The sequence below is a fragment of the Halomonas sp. SpR1 genome (assembly GCF_031010175.1).
Taxonomy (GTDB): Bacteria; Pseudomonadota; Gammaproteobacteria; order Pseudomonadales; family Halomonadaceae; genus Vreelandella.
The window spans coordinates 174,192-190,111 of sequence record NZ_JAUAMB010000004.1; the positions used below are offsets into that span (position 1 = coordinate 174,192).

17 protein-coding genes are annotated in these 15,920 nt (G+C 55.5%); 15 read left to right on the forward strand and 2 right to left on the reverse strand.

Annotated elements, in window-relative coordinates:
• Positions 1-36 precede the first annotated feature (36 nt).
• The 15 genes from QT231_RS05065 to QT231_RS05135 all read left to right on the forward strand — a co-directional run bounded on the left by QT231_RS05065 (position 37) and on the right by QT231_RS05135 (position 13,989).
• The gene (locus tag QT231_RS05065; RefSeq protein WP_308335831.1) at positions 37-969 is read left to right on the forward strand and encodes a sugar ABC transporter permease; all 933 of its coding nucleotides are present in this window, start codon (positions 37-39) and stop codon (positions 967-969) included.
• Positions 966-1,793, forward strand: a complete 828-nt coding sequence (locus tag QT231_RS05070; protein ID WP_064235193.1) for a carbohydrate ABC transporter permease — start codon at positions 966-968, stop codon at positions 1,791-1,793. The genes QT231_RS05065 and QT231_RS05070 overlap by 4 nt, the downstream gene beginning before the upstream one ends.
• A gap of 13 nt (positions 1,794-1,806) precedes the next feature.
• Positions 1,807-3,453: a glycoside hydrolase family 43 protein gene (locus tag QT231_RS05075; RefSeq protein ID WP_308335832.1), complete on the forward strand. Its 1,647-nt coding sequence runs from the start codon at positions 1,807-1,809 to the stop codon at positions 3,451-3,453.
• A 4-nt stretch (positions 3,454-3,457) separates the two neighbouring features.
• Positions 3,458-4,513 carry a sn-glycerol-3-phosphate ABC transporter ATP-binding protein UgpC gene (locus QT231_RS05080; RefSeq protein ID WP_308335833.1) on the forward strand — a complete coding sequence of 352 codons (1,056 nt, stop codon included), beginning with the start codon at positions 3,458-3,460 and terminating at the stop codon, positions 4,511-4,513.
• 86 nt (positions 4,514-4,599) lie between these two features.
• Positions 4,600-6,006 (forward strand): sugar porter family MFS transporter, encoded by a 1,407-nt coding sequence (locus tag QT231_RS05085; RefSeq protein WP_374694377.1) that lies wholly within the window; start codon positions 4,600-4,602, stop codon positions 6,004-6,006.
• A 293-nt stretch (positions 6,007-6,299) separates the two neighbouring features.
• Entirely contained in the window at positions 6,300-6,599 is a 300-nt protein-coding gene (locus QT231_RS05090) for a hypothetical protein (protein WP_308335834.1), read from the forward strand.
• Positions 6,600-6,790: 191 nt separating this feature from the next.
• Positions 6,791-7,915, forward strand: coding sequence for an acyltransferase family protein (locus QT231_RS05095; RefSeq protein WP_308335835.1), 1,125 nt, complete (start codon positions 6,791-6,793; stop codon positions 7,913-7,915).
• A gap of 75 nt (positions 7,916-7,990) precedes the next feature.
• Positions 7,991-9,076 carry a serine hydrolase gene (locus QT231_RS05100; RefSeq protein ID WP_308335865.1) on the forward strand — a complete coding sequence of 362 codons (1,086 nt, stop codon included), beginning with the start codon at positions 7,991-7,993 and terminating at the stop codon, positions 9,074-9,076.
• A 49-nt stretch (positions 9,077-9,125) separates the two neighbouring features.
• Positions 9,126-9,404 (forward strand): peptidylprolyl isomerase, encoded by a 279-nt coding sequence (locus QT231_RS05105; RefSeq protein ID WP_308335836.1) that lies wholly within the window; start codon positions 9,126-9,128, stop codon positions 9,402-9,404.
• Positions 9,405-9,540: 136 nt separating this feature from the next.
• The gene (locus QT231_RS05110) at positions 9,541-10,482 is read left to right on the forward strand and encodes an ABC transporter ATP-binding protein (protein ID WP_308335837.1); all 942 of its coding nucleotides are present in this window, start codon (positions 9,541-9,543) and stop codon (positions 10,480-10,482) included.
• Entirely contained in the window at positions 10,479-11,240 is a 762-nt protein-coding gene (locus QT231_RS05115; RefSeq protein ID WP_308335838.1) for an ABC transporter permease, read from the forward strand. Before QT231_RS05110 ends, QT231_RS05115 begins: the two co-directional genes overlap by 4 nt.
• Positions 11,241-11,313: 73 nt before the next feature.
• Complete coding sequence (locus QT231_RS05120; RefSeq protein WP_308335839.1) at positions 11,314-12,327, forward strand: nucleoid-associated protein; 1,014 nt, start codon at positions 11,314-11,316, stop codon at positions 12,325-12,327.
• 36 nt (positions 12,328-12,363) lie between these two features.
• Positions 12,364-12,828, forward strand: coding sequence for a TerB family tellurite resistance protein (locus QT231_RS05125; protein WP_308335840.1), 465 nt, complete (start codon positions 12,364-12,366; stop codon positions 12,826-12,828).
• The gene (locus QT231_RS05130) at positions 12,821-13,414 is read left to right on the forward strand and encodes an exopolysaccharide biosynthesis protein (protein WP_308335841.1); all 594 of its coding nucleotides are present in this window, start codon (positions 12,821-12,823) and stop codon (positions 13,412-13,414) included. The genes QT231_RS05125 and QT231_RS05130 overlap by 8 nt, the downstream gene beginning before the upstream one ends.
• 14 nt (positions 13,415-13,428) lie before the next feature.
• Positions 13,429-13,989, forward strand: coding sequence for a YqhA family protein (locus QT231_RS05135; protein WP_308335842.1), 561 nt, complete (start codon positions 13,429-13,431; stop codon positions 13,987-13,989).
• 28 nt (positions 13,990-14,017) lie between these two features.
• Here the strand turns inward: QT231_RS05135 and QT231_RS05140 are convergent, their stop codons facing one another.
• Together QT231_RS05140 and QT231_RS05145 are read right to left on the reverse strand one after the other, a co-directional pair.
• Positions 14,018-15,040: a serine hydrolase gene (locus QT231_RS05140; protein ID WP_308335843.1), complete on the reverse strand. Its 1,023-nt coding sequence runs from the start codon at positions 15,038-15,040 to the stop codon at positions 14,018-14,020.
• A gap of 413 nt (positions 15,041-15,453) precedes the next feature.
• Positions 15,454-15,795, reverse strand: a complete 342-nt coding sequence (locus QT231_RS05145; RefSeq protein WP_308335844.1) for a hypothetical protein — start codon at positions 15,793-15,795, stop codon at positions 15,454-15,456.
• Between the last annotated feature and the right edge of the window lie 125 nt (positions 15,796-15,920).

A 15,920-nucleotide genomic window follows, 5' to 3' on the forward strand; every position in this document is an offset into this window, starting at 1 on the left:
CGTTCGTGCTCTTTCTGCTCTGCCTCGGAGTTTGCTATGACCACGCTTGACCGAACGACCGTGCCGCGAAGAGGAAATGCCGACCGGGTGAAGAAAGGCTTGGTGAGCGGAAAATTCACCGCGCTGCTGATCCTGCTGCCGCCGGCGTTAATTCTGTTTTCGCTGTTTGTCATTCTGCCGCTCGCGGATGCTGTTTATTACAGTGGCTTTTCCTGGAATGGCTATGGCGCGCCCAGTGACTTTGTCGGCGCGCAAAATTATCAACGCCTGCTGGATCACTCGGTGTTTCATACCGCGCTGTGGAATACCGCCAAGCTTATTCTGGTCTCGCTACTGATCCAGATGCCCCTGGCGCTGGGGCTGGCGCTGTTGGTGTACCGTAAAACGCCCACCAATACCCTGTTTAGGCTGGTGTTTTTCCTGCCCTATATCCTGGCCGAAGTGGCCGCCGGGCTTATCTGGAGCTTTGTTTTTGACGGTGACTACGGCATTACCAGCTCGCTGCTGCATGCCATGGGGCAGGAGTCGGTGTATGTGCTGGCCGATCACCAGTGGGCGTTCCCCGCGATTATGACGGTGATCGTTTGGAAGTACTTTGGCTTCCATATGATGATCTATATTGCCGCCCTGCAGGGCGTGCCCAAGGATCTTGTCGAGGCTGCCAAGCTGGAAGGGGCAAAACCCAGGCAAGTCGCTCTCTTTGTGCAAATCCCACTGATTAAGCACGCCCTCGTCGTCAGTGGTTTCTTTGCCATTATCGGCTCGCTACAGATCTTCGACATTATTATTCCCATGACCAACGGTGGCCCGTCCAACTCGACCCATACCATCGTCACTTACCTCTACAGCTTCGGCCTCTCACGGCTCAATATTGGCTTCGGTAGCGCCGCTGCGGTGGTGCTGTTCGTGCTCGCTATCGGGATCGCCTTCTTCTACCAACGCACCACGTCCAAGGGGAGTAAGGCATGAAAAGTATCACTACCCGAAACACGCTGCGGGTGATCGTCCTGATTGTGGTGGCCAGTATTGTGATTGGCCCGCTACTGGCGGCGTTCTTCGGTGGCTTTAAGGGCAATGCCGAGCTGCGTACCAATCCGCTGTGGCTGCCCGACAGTTGGGCTGCCGACAATTACATCGGCATCCTGCTGGATGGCAATTTCTGGCGCTACTTGGGGAACTCGTTTTTCATCTCGCTAATGACGGTGTTCTTAACCCTGGTGGTGGGGGCCGCTGCGGCTTACGTGTTTTCGCAGATACGCTTTTTCGGCGCCAAGATGATCCTCTCCTACCTACTGCTGGGGCTGATGTTTCCCTTCGCGGCGGCCATTCTGCCGCTGTTTATCAAGGTGCGCGATTTGGGCCTGCTGGATACCTACTGGGCGGTGATTCTGCCCCAGACGGCGTTTGGTTTGTCGCTGGCGATCCTGCTGTTTAAGGCCTTCTTCGACCAACTGCCCAAAGAGCTGTTTGAAGCGGCCTACGTGGATGGGTGCAGCTATCTGCGCTTTTTCTGGTCGTTCACGCTGCCCCTCTCGACTCCCATTCTGGCCACCGTGGGCGTGTTTGTGTTTGTGCAGAGCTGGAATAACTTCCTGCTGCCGTTAGTGGTGCTCAACGACCGCTCTATCTACACCTGGCCGCTGGGCATGATGCAGTTCCAAGGCGAATACCTGACCCAGTGGAACATGATTCTGGCCTTCGTGACCTTGACCATCATTCCGGCGGTTATCTTCTTTCTCGCCGCCCAGAAATACATCGTGGCTGGCCTGACCGGTGGCTCCGTTAAAGGATAAAGGAGGATCCCCAATGAACGATGTTATTCACAACCCGATTCTGGCCGGGTTCAACCCCGACCCCTCGATTTGCCGGGTAGGCGACGACTACTATCTGGCGACGTCAACCTTTGAGTGGTACCCCGGCGTTCAGATCCACCACTCCCGCGACCTGGCTAACTGGGAATTGGTGACACGGCCATTGAGCCGGGCCAGCCAGCTGGATATGCGCGGCAACCCGGACTCCTGCGGCATCTGGGCGCCCTGTTTAAGCTACGCTGACGGCCTGTTTTGGCTGGTCTACACCGATATGAAGCGTTATGAGGGCAACTTTAAGGATGGCCATAACTACCTGGTCACTGCCCCGCATATCGAGGGGCCCTGGAGCGATCCGGTCTATCTCAATTCGAGCGGCTTTGACCCTTCGCTGTTTCATGATAGCGATGGCCGCAAGTGGCTGATTAACCTGCAGTGGGATTATCGCCAGCGGGAAGGGCGGGATCGTTTCGGCGGCATTGTGCTGCAAGAGTATGATCCTGAGCAGCGCCGCTTAGTGGGGGCTATTACCACTATCTTCACGGGTACCGAACTGAAGCTGACGGAAGGGCCGCATCTCTATCGTCGCGATGGCTGGTACTACCTAATCGTCGCCGAGGGCGGCACGGGCTACCAGCATGCGGTGACCATGGCGCGTTCAAAAACGCTAACGGGCCCTTACCAGCTACATCCTCAAACCCCACTTTTGACGGCTAGCCATGACCCCGATAACCCACTCCAGCGGGCGGGCCATGCGGATTTGGTCGATAGTCCTGAAGGTCATAGCTCTGAAGGTCATAGCTCTGAAGACCATAGCTACTTGGTGCATTTATGTGGCCGCCCCTTACCGGGAACCCGACTGTCACCGCTGGGGCGCGAGACCGCTATTCAGCGGATGGAGTGGGGCGCAGATGGCTGGCCACGACTCGCCGATGGAGGCAATACCCCGGCGTTAACGGTCGCCGTGAGCGGGGTAACGCAAAGGCCTCCTGCGCGGGAGGAGCACTACGAATTCGAAACAGACACCCTGCCCGCCGCGTTTCAATGGCTGCGTACCCCCTATCCTGAACGGCTTTTTTCGCTTACCGAGCGGCCCGGCTACCTGCGCCTGTTTGGCCGTGAGTCGGTCGGTTCCTGGTTTGAGCAGGCGTTAGTGGCCCGGCGCCAGGACAGCATCTACTGTAGCGCCGAAACGACGCTTGAGTTTGAACCTGAAGATATTCAGCAGTTTGCCGGGCTTATCGCCTACTACAACCGCTTCAAGTTTCATTACCTGGCGGTGACCCTGAATGACACCGGCGACAAGGTGTTGAGCGTTATCAGTTGCCTGGATGATTGGCCTAACGGGAATCTGGACATCGCGGATGCGAGCGTGCGCCTTGTCCCTGGCACCACGATTCGGCTCGGGCTGGATATCCACGCCCGGGAGCTGCGCTTTCGCTATGCCCAGGGTGGTGAGGAGTGGCAGTCGATTGGGCCCACGTTAGACGCTGGCCTGCTCTCCGACGAAGGCAGTGGCCGCGCCCACGGCTACTTTACCGGCACTTTCCTGGGCATGGCCGCCCACGACATTAGCGGACGCGGCACTCCCGCCGACTTCCAGGCGTTTTGCTATCGCCGCGCCCCTCTTTCAGAGACGAGATAAGCTCATGGCTGAAGTAACCCTACGCGACATCGAAAAGACGTTTCATGGCAAAGAAACGGTCATCCCTCATCTAAATCTGCATATCGACGATGGCTCCTTTACCGTGCTGGTCGGGCCTTCTGGCTGCGGCAAGTCCACTTTGCTGCGCATGATTGCGGGCCTTGAGACCGTGACCCAGGGAACCATCACTATCGGCGGGGAGGACGTCACCACCGCCGAGCCGAGTGACCGGGATATTGCCATGGTCTTTCAGTCCTATGCGCTCTATCCGCACATGACGGTCGCCCGCAATATCGACTTCGGTATGCGCCTGGCAAAGGTGCCCGTCAAAGAGCGCGAGGCTAAAGTCGCCGAGGCGGCACGTCTGCTCAATTTAGAAGAACTGCTTGAGCGTAAACCCGCAGAGTTATCCGGTGGGCAGCGCCAGCGGGTGGCCATCGGCCGGGCGATTGTACGCAGCCCCGGCGTATTTCTGTTCGACGAGCCGCTGTCTAATCTGGATGCCTCGTTACGTAACCGCATGCGGGTCGAGCTGGCCGAACTGCATCAACGGCTCGAAACCACCATGGTGTATGTCACCCACGACCAGGTTGAAGCGATGACCCTGGCCGACTGCATAGTGGTGATGAATGCCGGGCAGATAGAGCAGATGGGCAAACCCATGGCGCTTTACCAACGCCCTGAAACGCTGTTTGTCGCGGGCTTTATTGGTTCGCCGAAAATGAACTTGATCGAAGGGCCACTAGCGGCGGCCTATGGCGCCACCACTCTTGGTATTCGGCCCGAGCATCTAGAGGTAAGCCGCGAGCAGGGCGAGTGGAAAGGGCGTGTGCGGTTCATTGAGAAGCTTGGTGCTGACGCCTTTGCCTATGTGGATAGCGAGCAGGCCGGCCCGCTCACCGTGCGTCTCTCTGGCGATGTCGAATTGAGTCATGGCGACACGCTGTTTATGACGCCTCAACAGGCCCAGCTACACGCGTTCGATGCCGAAGGGCAACGGCTGCCTGACGGCGCTGTCCACCAGGCTTCAAGTCGTCGCGAGAGCACGTTACACCACTAACGATCGTCAATTTCCCACTCTTCAATAGACACAAAAACGCTTAATAGACACAAAAACGCTCAATAACAAATCCAAGGAGCTCGACAATGACACAACAAAGAACGCTAAGCCGCTCATCGTATATTCTGGTGATCTGCTGTATTGCCGCCATCGGCGGTTTCCTGTTCGGCTTCGACAGTGGCGTGATCAACGGTACCGTCGATGGCCTGCAGACCACTTTTAACTCGGATAGCGCGGGCACGGGGTTCAATGTCGCCTCCATGCTGCTGGGCTGCGCGATTGGGGCCTTCTTTGCCGGTCGCCTGGCGGATCGCTTTGGCCGCCGCACGCTGCTGATCGTGGCCGCGGTGTTTTTTCTGATTAGTGCCTGGGGGTCAGGCGTTGCCGGTAGTTCGATGGAGTTTGTGGTGTACCGCATTCTCGGTGGCCTTGCCGTCGGCGCCGCCAGCGTGATGACACCGGCTTATATCAGTGAAGTCGCGCCATCGGCCTATCGTGGGCGTTTGGCCACTATCCAGCAGGTAGCGATTATCTCTGGTTTGTTTTTTGCCTTTCTTAGCAACTATGTCTTGGCTTATGTCGCGGGTTCGGCAACCACCGAGCTATGGTTTGGTTTCGCAACCTGGCGCTGGATGTTCTGGATTGAGCTGATACCGGCTGCCGTTTTTCTGGTGGCATTGCTGTTTATTCCGGAAAGCCCGCGTTACCTGATCAGTACCGGTAAGCAGGGCGAAGCCCGCCGGGTGCTGGGGTTAGTGATGCCTGAACGGGATGTCAGCACTAAAATTGATGAAATTAACACCACCCTGGATCAAGACCACAAGCCACGGTTGAGCGATGTGATTAACCGCACCACCGGCAAGATGCACGCTATCGTCTGGGTGGGGATTGGTTTGGCGGTTTTCCAGCAGTTGGTGGGCATTAATGTCGTCTTCTACTACGGCGCGGTGCTATGGCAGTCAGTCGGTTTCTCCGAAGGCGATGCGCTGCTGATCAATGTGATCTCTGGTGCCGTGAGTATCGGCGCCTGCCTGCTGGCCATTGCGCTGATCGACAAAATTGGCCGCAAACCGCTGCTTTGGGGTGGTTCTGTGGGCATGGCGGCGACACTGGCGTGTCTCTCCTATGCGTTCTCTACGGCCTCGATGGTGGATGGCAGCCTACAGCTATCCAGTGACATGGGCGTATTTGCGCTGCTGTGCGCCAACCTCTATGTGCTGTTCTTCAACGCCTCTTGGGGGCCGGTGATGTGGGTCATGCTGGGCGAGATGTTCCCCAATCAGATGCGTGGTTCGGGGCTGGCGATAGCAGGGCTTTTCCAGTGGCTGGCCAACTTCGGTATTACCATGACGTTTCCTATCATGCTGGCTTCTATCGGGTTGTTCGGTGCCTATGGCTTCTATGCGATCAGTGCCGTTGCCTCGGTCTTCTTCGTTATTTACTTCGTCAAAGAGACGCGCGGTAAAGAGCTGGAAGAGATGGCCTACGAGTAATCCTTCTAGATTGCCCCGATTGCCTGATCAAACGGGGATCATGTGCCTATTTTAAACAGCATAAGGCTAGTTTTTATTAATAAAAACAAAAGGTTGGCATCGGTTTTAAACATATAAACGATTGTTTAATAGTGATTTTTATTTACGTTGGTCGAAAAGTGGCACGCTCGCTGCAGTATTAGTGGTGAGAGCGGATGGTAGGAAGACCTTACCCTCTCAACACTAAAACTAAGGTGCGATGCTCGTAAGCAAGTGCCGAAGTTTAAGCAGTAAAGCCATACAGGAGCAGTATCATGATGAAGATGGATTATCTCAAGAAGCTTGGCATCCTAGGCGTATCGTTTGGTCTGATGGCCAGCCCGCTAGCCTTCGCTGAAATGGAAGGTAGTGACGAAGAGAAAGAGCCTACCCCGCAAGAAGAGCCGATGCAGGAAGGTGAAGGCACGTACAATAGCTACGATACTGAGCAAGACAAAGGCCAGGACGCAGGTACTGAGTACGAAGAGGAAGAGGAAGAATTCACTTACGAAGAAGAGGAAGAGGAGCAAGAAGTCCCCGCCACTGACGAAGAGGAGGATGACTCCGGGTGGTAATTGCAACCTTTAAGGAATGACTTTTCTCGGGCTCAAGGATGAGCCAATGGATGCCCCGCCAACTGAACTGCGGGGCATCTTTGTGTGTGGCCGTTAACACTGTCAACCCAAGCGGGCGATATCATTTCACGCTAAAGTGTTAAGCACCTTTATGCTTAACCATTGACTACGGTGCCCACAAGGATGTCTTGATGCCCCTGAACTGGATGCCCTTAAAATGGACAGAAAAGCCCCAACTGCCCAAGGCCGAAGGCCGCATAGAGGCGATTGACTTAGCCCGTGGCCTAGCCATTGGCTTGATGATCATAAGCCATGCGGTCAGTGGGTTGGTGGGTATTCGCAACGTCCCTGACTGGGGCATGGTGCCGATCCATTTTTTGACCAAATTCTCCTCTTCGCTGTTTATCCTGGTGTTTGGCATTGCGCTAGCGGTGGCGTTTCTTTCCCATACCCAAAGCGATGACTGGCCGAAACGCCGTTTAAAGCTCTGGCTGCGCGCCGTAGAAGTGTGGTTCTGGTACAAAGCGCTGCTTGTTATTGAAATGTTGCCGTTCTATTCGCCCAGCGAAATTGTCGATGCCTTGCTCTATGGCCGTTTCGCAATTTGGGTAGAGATCTTAGGCTTCTACGCCATTGCGCTGTTATGGGTGCCGCTGATTTTGCCGCTGTGGGCGCGGGCACCGCTATGGAGTCGGCTAACCACGATTGGCGTGTTAATCGCGCTGACCGTCTGGCTGCAAAGCCTCACCTTCGGCGACAACGATATTCTGAAGGCACTACTGGTGGATCACGAAGACCACTATACCTGGGGGCAGATAAGCCGCGCACCCATGATTCTAGTGGGCCTTTTGATCGGTGAAGCCTTGCTACGCTGCTACTTTGAGCCCGCTATGCGGCGGCGGCTGGTGTTGACCCTACTAGGGCTGGGTGCACTAATGGTCGCCGGATTTTATGGCTTGGCGTTTGCCAGTGGTGATGTGCATGCGGCGATGCTGGCGGTGGCGAAAAATGTTGGCAAACACCCGCCAGGGCTAGAATTTATGCTGTTTAGTCTGGGTGGCGCGCTGGTGCTATTAGCCGCCGCGCTTGCTGGCGGCGCCAAAGCGGCAAAGGCTTTAATGCCGCTGACGCTTGTCGGCTCTAACGCCCTCATGGCGTTTATCTTCCATATTGTGATGATCTTCTTAGTGCTGCGCTTTCTATGGGAAGGCGAGGGAATGTACACCTATCCACAGGCACTTGGCGTGGGCGGGCTGTTGATACTAGGTGCCGCGGCGTGGATTTGGTTAACACGTTGGATAGCCCAGCACCGTTAAACACGATCCATCATTTAGGGAGTTTACGATTTGCGACACTGGATACATTGCGGACTGGTAGCCGTAGCACTTCTCATGGCGCTACCTGCACATGCAGATGAGTACGAAACCAATTGGTACTATGAGGTAGATAAACAGAGTGCTTGGCAGGGCGATTTAACCGCGCGCTTGCAGGCCATCGAAGAAGTGTTTGCGGGTCAACTGGGTGTTTATGTGCAAAACCTCGCCAGTGGCGAAGCCTACTCCTGGCGTGCCGACGACCCTTGGTACTTAGCCTCGCTGATTAAAATACCGGTGGCGGCACAACTGCTTGCCGAGCGTCAGGCCGGCACGCTCTCTCTGGATGAGCGGTTAACGCTTGCGCGGAGTGACTTTGTCGATGGTGCAGGGCCTACCAACTGGCACGACCCCGGCACGCCTATCTCTATTCGCTATTTAATGGAGCAGATGCTTACCGTCAGCGATAACACCGCCACCGATATGCTGATTGATCGCCTGGGGCTTAAAGCGGTAAACCAACGTGCCCGTACCATGATAGCGGCAAGCGGCGGTAATCCTGATGAGATTGGCCCTATCTCTAAACTGGTCGGTGTACGCCAGGGGGTTTACGGCGAGCTGCACCCGGATGCGCGCGGGCTTGGCGGAATGGATTTTATCGCCCTGCGCCAGCACCCGGTGAGCCAACGCGGGCAGGCGTTAGCCCGGGTGCTAGGTGTCAGCACGGGGTCTTTCACGCAGCCGGATTACGACCACGCTTTTGATGCTTACCAAGCCACTGGTGAGAACGTTGGCACCTTAAGCGCTTTTGGCGACCTATTGGCTAGCTTGCATACTGTTCAACAGCGACCCGGTATGGATGATGTAAATGCCGAGCAGCGGCAAATACTGCTGGACGTAATGCGGCGAACCAGTTCCGGCAAACAGCGTCTTAAGGCGGGCATGGGCGAGGGAATAAGTTTCGCCCACAAAACAGGCACTCAGCAGCGGCGTAGTTGCGATGCCGGTATTGCGGAGCGCACTAATATGGAGGCCCCAACCGAGGGGCCGTGGGTGATTGCGACCTGTGCCCGTGGGCCGCTGGCCGTTAGTGCCCACGAGCGTGCCTTGTCCAGCGTAGGTGAAGCGTTGCGTTATAGCGGAGCCCTGGGTAAGCCGTGGTAAACTAACGCTCCGAATGTCCCCTCAGAACATAATTAGTTAGGAGTAACCTATGACACGCGCCAGCGCCCGCCATATTTTAGTCAGCAGTGAAGAGCAGTGCCTAGCACTGAAAGAAGAGATCCAAAACGGCCGTGACTTTGCGGAAGTCGCCAAAGAGCACTCCAGCTGCCCCTCCAGCCGTCAAGGCGGTGACCTGGGTAGCTTTGGCCCCGGCCAAATGGTGCCCGAGTTCGATAAAGTCGTTTTCAGCGGTGAAGTAGGCCAGGTACACGGCCCGGTAAAAACCCAGTTTGGCTATCACCTGCTGGAAATTACCGAACGCACTTAACGTTTCCACCAACCGTGTTCTAACCGACCGCTCTTAATTCTGCCTAAAAGGCCGTCAAGCGCCGCGAGCATAGTACTGTCAATAGTATTGCGACAATAGTATTGAAACTATCCCGTCGCGGCGTGAGGAGTACGCCTTGAACGACCCGATTATTACCATTAACGGCCTGAATAAAACCTACGAGGGTGGCTTTCAGGCGTTGACCCATATTGATTTAACCATTCAACGCGGCGAAATATTTGCCCTGCTTGGCCCCAATGGGGCGGGCAAAACGACCCTCATCAGCGTGGTTTGCGGCTTGGTCAATCCCACTGCGGGGCATGTGCTGGTCGATGGTTTCGACAATATCTCCCACTACCGCCAGGCCCGGGAGCTTATTGGGTTAGTCCCCCAAGAACTAACCAACGAAGCATTTGAAACCGTCTGGAACACCGTTAGTTTCAGCCGTGGCCTGTTTGGCAAAGCCCCTAACCCCGCGCATATCGAAAAAGTGCTCAAGTCGCTAACTCTTTGGGATAAGCGCAACAACCGCTTGATGACACTTTCGGGCGGCATGAAGCGTCGCGTGCTGATCGCCAAAGCGCTCTCTCACGAACCGCGCATTCTGTTTCTTGATGAGCCCACCGCTGGGGTTGATGTAGAACTGCGCCGCGAGATGTGGGAGGTAGTGCGTCAGCTGCGCGATAACGGCGTCACCATTATCTTGACCACCCACTACATCGAAGAAGCCGAAGAGATGGCTGATCGCATCGGCGTGATCAATGGTGGTGAGCTGGTGCTGGTGGAAGAGAAAGCCGCCCTGATGAGTAAGCTGGGCAGCAAACAGCTGACGCTTAACCTACACAGTCCGTTAACCGAGATGCCCGCCAGCCTGAAACGCTTTGAGCTTAGCCTGGCAGCGGAAGGGTATGAACTGATTTATACCTACGACGGCAGCCAGGAGGAAGACGGCCACGCGATTTCAGAACTGTTAACCGCCCTAGAGCGAGAAGACATCACCTTTAAAGACCTGAATACCCGGCAGAGTTCGCTTGAAGATATTTTCGTCGACCTGGTTAACCCTAAGGAGCGTGCATGAACCTTCACCCTGTTCGCGCTATCTACATGGCGGAAATGGCCCGCACGCGCCGCACGTTGCTGCAAAGCATAGTTTCGCCGGTGATCTCCACATCGCTCTACTTTGTGGTGTTTGGTGCCGCCATCGGCTCACGCATCAGTGAGGTCAACGGGGTCAGCTATGGGGCCTTTATCGTGCCTGGGCTGATTATGTTGATGCTGTTGACCCAAAGCGTCTCGAACGCTTCCTTCGGCATCTTTTTTCCCAAGTTCTCCGGCAGTATTTACGAGCTGCTTTCGGCGCCCATCTCGCATTTAGAGATTGTCATTGGCTATGTAGGCGCAGCGGCCTCGAAATCGATTCTGCTGGGGGTGATTATTTTGGCGACCTCGGGCTTGTTTGTTCCGCTGGAAATCGCCCACCCGTTTTGGATGCTGTTCTTTCTGGTGCTGACGGCCGTCACCTTCAGCCTGCTGGGTTTTATCATCGGTATTTGGGCCGATGGCTTTGACCGACTACAGCTGGTGCCACTGTTAGTGATTACCCCGCTGACCTTTTTAGGCGGCAGCTTCTACTCCATTGATATGCTGCCGCCGTTTTGGCAAACCATTACCCTGGCAAACCCCGTGGTGTATCTGGTGAGTGGCTTTCGCTGGAGCTTTTACGGCATCAGCGATGTTAGCCTTGCTGCTAGCGTGTGCATGATTGCACTATTTCTCGTTGCTTGCCTGGGTACTATCGGCTGGATTTTCCGTACCGGTTATCGCCTAAAACCCTGATTGCCATCCAGCTTGCTATTCACCCCTCACTCCTCACTCCTCACTCTTCACCATGGAGCGCTAGTAAACCCTTATGCCGCTACTGCAAAGTATTGTGCACCGCCTCGATCCGACGCTTGACGGTGAGCGCTTAACCCTAACCGCTGCCCCCCAGGCAGAACAGGCTAATGCCAGCGACGACTCGGTAATGGCGAGCCTAGTGGGGGCGCTCAACGACACCTACAACACCAAGCCCAAAGGCTGGGGGCGCTTTGCCGAAGAGGGCGAGCAGGCAGGGCCGCTGGCCATGTGGCTGCGTGACTATCTTGCCGGTGAGCAGAGCTTTGCCGAGCTTTCGGTTGCGCTGGCCGAACGGCTCGCCAAACAGCTTCAAGAGCAGCTGTCAGTGAGTGGTTACTTAGTGATCAGCCACCAGCGCCAGGGCGATACCGAAACGCTGCTGATGGCATTGGTGCACCAGCGTGAAGGGATCGGCATTAACGATGAGCACCACGCCGTGCCTGCTGCCCAGCTTAATACCAGCCAGCTTACTCTGGCGGCGCGGATTAACCTCACCCAGTGGCAAAGCGATGCGCCGAATGCGCAGTACGTTTCATTTCTCAAAGATCGCGGCGGTAAAAAACTCGCCGAGGGCTTGGTCGCGCTGTTGGGAATGGAGGAGGGCGTTGACGCTCCGGCGGAAACCCGCACGCTGCTCAAGGCATTTAGCGACTACGTCGAAAAAGAGGATTATGACGACGAGGTGAGTCGTGAAAAAACCGACACCCTTGTGGATTACGCTAACGAACAGCTGCGACGTGGCGAGCCCATGACCCTGGAAGAGCTATCCGGATTGGTGGACGAACAGCAGCCGAAAGCCTTTTACGAGCATATTCGTAACGCTGATTACGGGCTCTCGCCGGAGATTCCTCCGGATAAACGCACCTTAAGCCAGTTCCGCCGTTTTACCGGGCGCGCCGGTGGCGTTTCCATCAGTTTTGACTCCCACCTGCTGGGCTCCAGCATCGAGTACGATGCCGCCCAGGATCGTCTGATTATCAAGCAGGTACCCAAGCAGTTAAGAGAGCAGCTCACCAAGAAGGATTGAGTTTACGACAAGGCTCTCTCTAGCCAGGAGAATTCTATGCTGAACGCCATTAGTGATTTTTTTCAGCGCGCGCTGGCGCAACCCGAGCAGCGTGAAAATCAAACGTTGACCCTGGAGCTGGCCACCGCGGCGTTGCTGTGTGAAATCGTTCGCGCCGACTACGACACCACCGACGAAGAGCTTGCCGCCCTGCGTATTATGCTCACCGAGCGCTACCGGCTAAGTGCAAGCGATGTGGAAGAGTTGATGACACTGGCCCAGGCGGAGGTGGACGAGGCGGTCGACCACTACCAGTTCGTAAGCCTGATTAAAGAGCACTATGATTACGACCAGCGCTGTGAGCTGGTTGCGCAGATGTGGCAGTTGGCCTGGGCCGACGGCAATGTCGACCCTCTGGAGGAGCATCGTATTCGCCGCCTGGCGGACTTGCTATATGTTAGCCATAGCGACTTTATCCGCACCAAACTGCAAGTAGAGGAGCGCAATAACCACGATGCATAACCGCAACGAAGACGCGAGTTTAATGGATTTAATTAGCTCGATAGAGCAGATGGAGCAGGATGCTTCACGGGTTAGCGTTGATAATGTTGTGCAGGCCGTGGGGCGACGCTCGTTTGGGCCACTGCTACTGGTCGCTGGGTTAATTACGCTGGCACCGATCATCGGCGATATACCTGGCATGCCGACGCTGATGGCCGTGCTGGTGCTGCTTGTTTCGGTACAGCTACTGGCGGGATGTGAGTCGTTCTGGTTGCCTGGATGGTTACTCAAGCGCTCTCTTTCCCGGCAGAAGTTCGACAAGGGCATCAAGTGGATGAAAAAGCCCGCCCGCTGGATAGATGGTTTGCTGCGGGTACGCTTACCGTGGCTAACCGGCTATATCGGTATTCGTGTCACTGCGGTTGTTTGCCTGTTAATCGCCCTCGCCATGCCACCGATGGAGTTTATTCCCTTTTCGGCCAACGGCGCCGGGGTAGCACTTTCCCTGCTTGGCCTTGGCTTGGTCGCTCGCGATGGGGTTGCGCTGCTGCTAGGCTTTGCGCTGTTTGCCGCCACGTGCGTTTTAATCGTGATGAACCTGATCTAAAAAGGAACCTTGCCATGCCAGATGCCTCACCGCCCACGCCACCTAAATCACCGCAACAGCAAGGGGCTTGGGAGCGGCGAATCGAAACAGCGCTGTGGAACTCGCGTTTTTTGGTCATGCTTGCGGTGGTGCCAAGCCTGCTGGGTTCATTGATACTGTTTATTGTTGGCACCGTGGATATTTTAACCGTCGTGGCCGACGTGTTGCGCTACTACTTGATTGGAGGCACCCCGAATATCCACGAGAGTTTAGTGCCCGACATTATTATCGCGGTGGATATCTATCTGATTGCGATCGTACTGCTGATTTTCGGCCTGGGCATCTACCGGCTGTTTGTCTCGAGGATTGATCAAGCCGAAGCGCGTTTCCCGCATCACCCCTTTAACGTTGCTTCGCTTGACCAGCTAAAAGACAAAATCGCCCGAGTAGTGATTTTGGCGGTGATTATTGAGTTCTTCCGCGCAGTGGTGGATATCCGCTTTGCCACACCGTTGGAGGCGATCTATTTAGCCATTTCAGTGTTGGCGCTGGCGGCTGCGCTCTATTTGATGAGCCTTGGCCACAAAGGCGAGTAAGCGTTAGCGCAGCCGCGCTCCGGCTGCGCTACTCATCATTTGCGGTTAACAAACCTTCTACCAAGCTGTTCAACTGCTGCTGGAACTGCCCGCCGGGCGAGGGTGGGTTCGGGTCTGAGGTGATCACCACGGTTAGATCTCGCTCGGGAATAACGAACAGCGCCTGGCCGCCGTAGCCCCGCCCGTAGAAAGCATCTTCCCCTGCCAGTTGAGTAATAAACCATCCGTAGCCGTACCCGTCGCCTGTCCAGCGCGATGTGCCGCGCGGCTGCCATGACTCCTCCACCCAGCCTTCCGGCAGAACCCGCTCGCCATTTCCTGCTTCATCAAATACGATGCCGTCATTACGATACAGCTCGCCCACTTCAATCAGCGCTCGAGGTGAAAGCTGCATATCATTGCCGCCAAAATAGATGCCTTGCGGGTCGCGCAACCAAGGTTGAATAGTGATATTGAGCGGTTTCCCCAATAAGCGCTGGGCAAGGGCGTGTGTCGTCTCGCCGCTGGCGTAGGTGAGCGCAGCGGAAAGCAAATGGCTGGTGCCGGTGGAGTAGAGCATTCGACCGCCGGGTTCATCCACAAAAGGACGCGTAATAGCATCGTTCACCCAGTTGGCGCTGGCCACCCAGGCGCCGTAATTGCCGCCAGATGTGCGCTCTAGCCCAGCCTGTAAGGCAAGTAGATGCGCCACGGTAATGTCATTAACGCGCGGGCCGGTGCCGCTCGGCAGGTGATCGCCAAATAGCTCCACCATGGGCTGCTCAGCAGACTCGACAATCCCCGCTTCAATCGCCGCGCCGGTAACGGCAGCCAGCACGGTTTTAGACAGCGATTTAATGTTCGCAGGTGATGCCACTCCCGGCCCGCCCTGCTGCAGCTCGTGGATAATCTCACCATCGTAGGCCACTACCACGCTGTGTACGCGGTTTAGTTGGCGAGTTTGTTGGTCAAGCGTCTGGAGTGCATTTGCAGAAGGCTCATTCGCTGCGGCATAGGCGGTGGGTAACATCGAAATAGCAGCAAACGAAACAAACAAAGCAGTAGCGCGCATCGCAACACCTTCGATATAAGTGGCAAAGGTTCGAGGTTTAGAAGTAGAAGAGGTTCCACAGCACAAAGACCGCCACGTTCTAACAGAGAATTGCCACGACATTACGCAAAAACTGAAAAAGCCTGCTAGGATGGGAGTGTTGACTCATAAGGCAAGCAAGCCTTTGATTTCCCTAAAACGCAATAAGCAAGGAGCGCCCTATGCGTAATATTATCTACATTATCGGCCTTATCGTGGTTGTGCTGTTCATTCTTTCGATGCTCGGCCTGCGCTAACATCTAGGCACTGGCTTCAAAAAAACGCCAAGAAAAACCGCCCGAAGCGCTTGCTTGCGGGCGGTTTTTTTATGAGCTTGCTTTGATCAACTGTTTTGACTGGCTCTTTTGAATAGCAATGCTTGGCAACTGGAGACGTTAGGCGCAGTCAGCTGCCCCTTGGCCGAACATATCAAACATTATATCGCGACCAAGGCGAGTCAACACAAAGCGGCCATACTCATTGAAGGTGGCGGCTTCACTGGCTTCCATTACTTTCTGGCAGGTTGCCCAGGTGGGCGCTGCAGCACTCAGGGTGAGCAATTCACGGCGGGCTAAACCGCGCTGGGGCAGGGTAATGGTTTCAAGTACATGGCCGTTATCGTAGAGCAGCTCAGCGGCAATAGATAAGCACTGACGAAGGCTGCGCTGGACGTTCGCGGTAGTCGACAGCCCCTGTGACGATGGGGCAGAGTGTTCTTTCGTAGGCTCGGGAGTCATTGCATGTTCTCCAGCGGTCAGCACCAAATCGGGCGTGTTGCAGTGCATTATAAACCAAGGTGGATGTTAGACCAAGGTCTATAATTCAGAACGAATCTCCCACTATCGAGCTCATCAACGCTAAG

Coding starts and splice junctions, on each gene's coding strand:
- QT231_RS05075 (WP_308335832.1), top strand. CDS start 1,807: ATGAACGATGTTATTCACAACCCGATTCTGGCCGGGTTCAACCCCGAC.
- QT231_RS05115 (WP_308335838.1), top strand. CDS start 10,479: ATGAACCTTCACCCTGTTCGCGCTATCTACATGGCGGAAATGGCCCGC.
- QT231_RS05130 (WP_308335841.1), top strand. CDS start 12,821: ATGCATAACCGCAACGAAGACGCGAGTTTAATGGATTTAATTAGCTCG.
- QT231_RS05105 (WP_308335836.1), top strand. CDS start 9,126: ATGACACGCGCCAGCGCCCGCCATATTTTAGTCAGCAGTGAAGAGCAG.
- QT231_RS05085 (WP_374694377.1), top strand. CDS start 4,600: ATGACACAACAAAGAACGCTAAGCCGCTCATCGTATATTCTGGTGATC.
- QT231_RS05065 (WP_308335831.1), top strand. CDS start 37: ATGACCACGCTTGACCGAACGACCGTGCCGCGAAGAGGAAATGCCGAC.
- QT231_RS05080 (WP_308335833.1), top strand. CDS start 3,458: ATGGCTGAAGTAACCCTACGCGACATCGAAAAGACGTTTCATGGCAAA.
- QT231_RS05090 (WP_308335834.1), top strand. CDS start 6,300: ATGATGAAGATGGATTATCTCAAGAAGCTTGGCATCCTAGGCGTATCG.
- QT231_RS05070 (WP_064235193.1), top strand. CDS start 966: ATGAAAAGTATCACTACCCGAAACACGCTGCGGGTGATCGTCCTGATT.
- QT231_RS05100 (WP_308335865.1), top strand. CDS start 7,991: ATGGCGCTACCTGCACATGCAGATGAGTACGAAACCAATTGGTACTAT.
- QT231_RS05135 (WP_308335842.1), top strand. CDS start 13,429: ATGCCAGATGCCTCACCGCCCACGCCACCTAAATCACCGCAACAGCAA.
- QT231_RS05125 (WP_308335840.1), top strand. CDS start 12,364: ATGCTGAACGCCATTAGTGATTTTTTTCAGCGCGCGCTGGCGCAACCC.
- QT231_RS05095 (WP_308335835.1), top strand. CDS start 6,791: ATGCCCCTGAACTGGATGCCCTTAAAATGGACAGAAAAGCCCCAACTG.
- QT231_RS05140 (WP_308335843.1), bottom strand. CDS start 15,040: ATGCGCGCTACTGCTTTGTTTGTTTCGTTTGCTGCTATTTCGATGTTA.
- QT231_RS05145 (WP_308335844.1), bottom strand. CDS start 15,795: ATGACTCCCGAGCCTACGAAAGAACACTCTGCCCCATCGTCACAGGGG.
- QT231_RS05120 (WP_308335839.1), top strand. CDS start 11,314: ATGCCGCTACTGCAAAGTATTGTGCACCGCCTCGATCCGACGCTTGAC.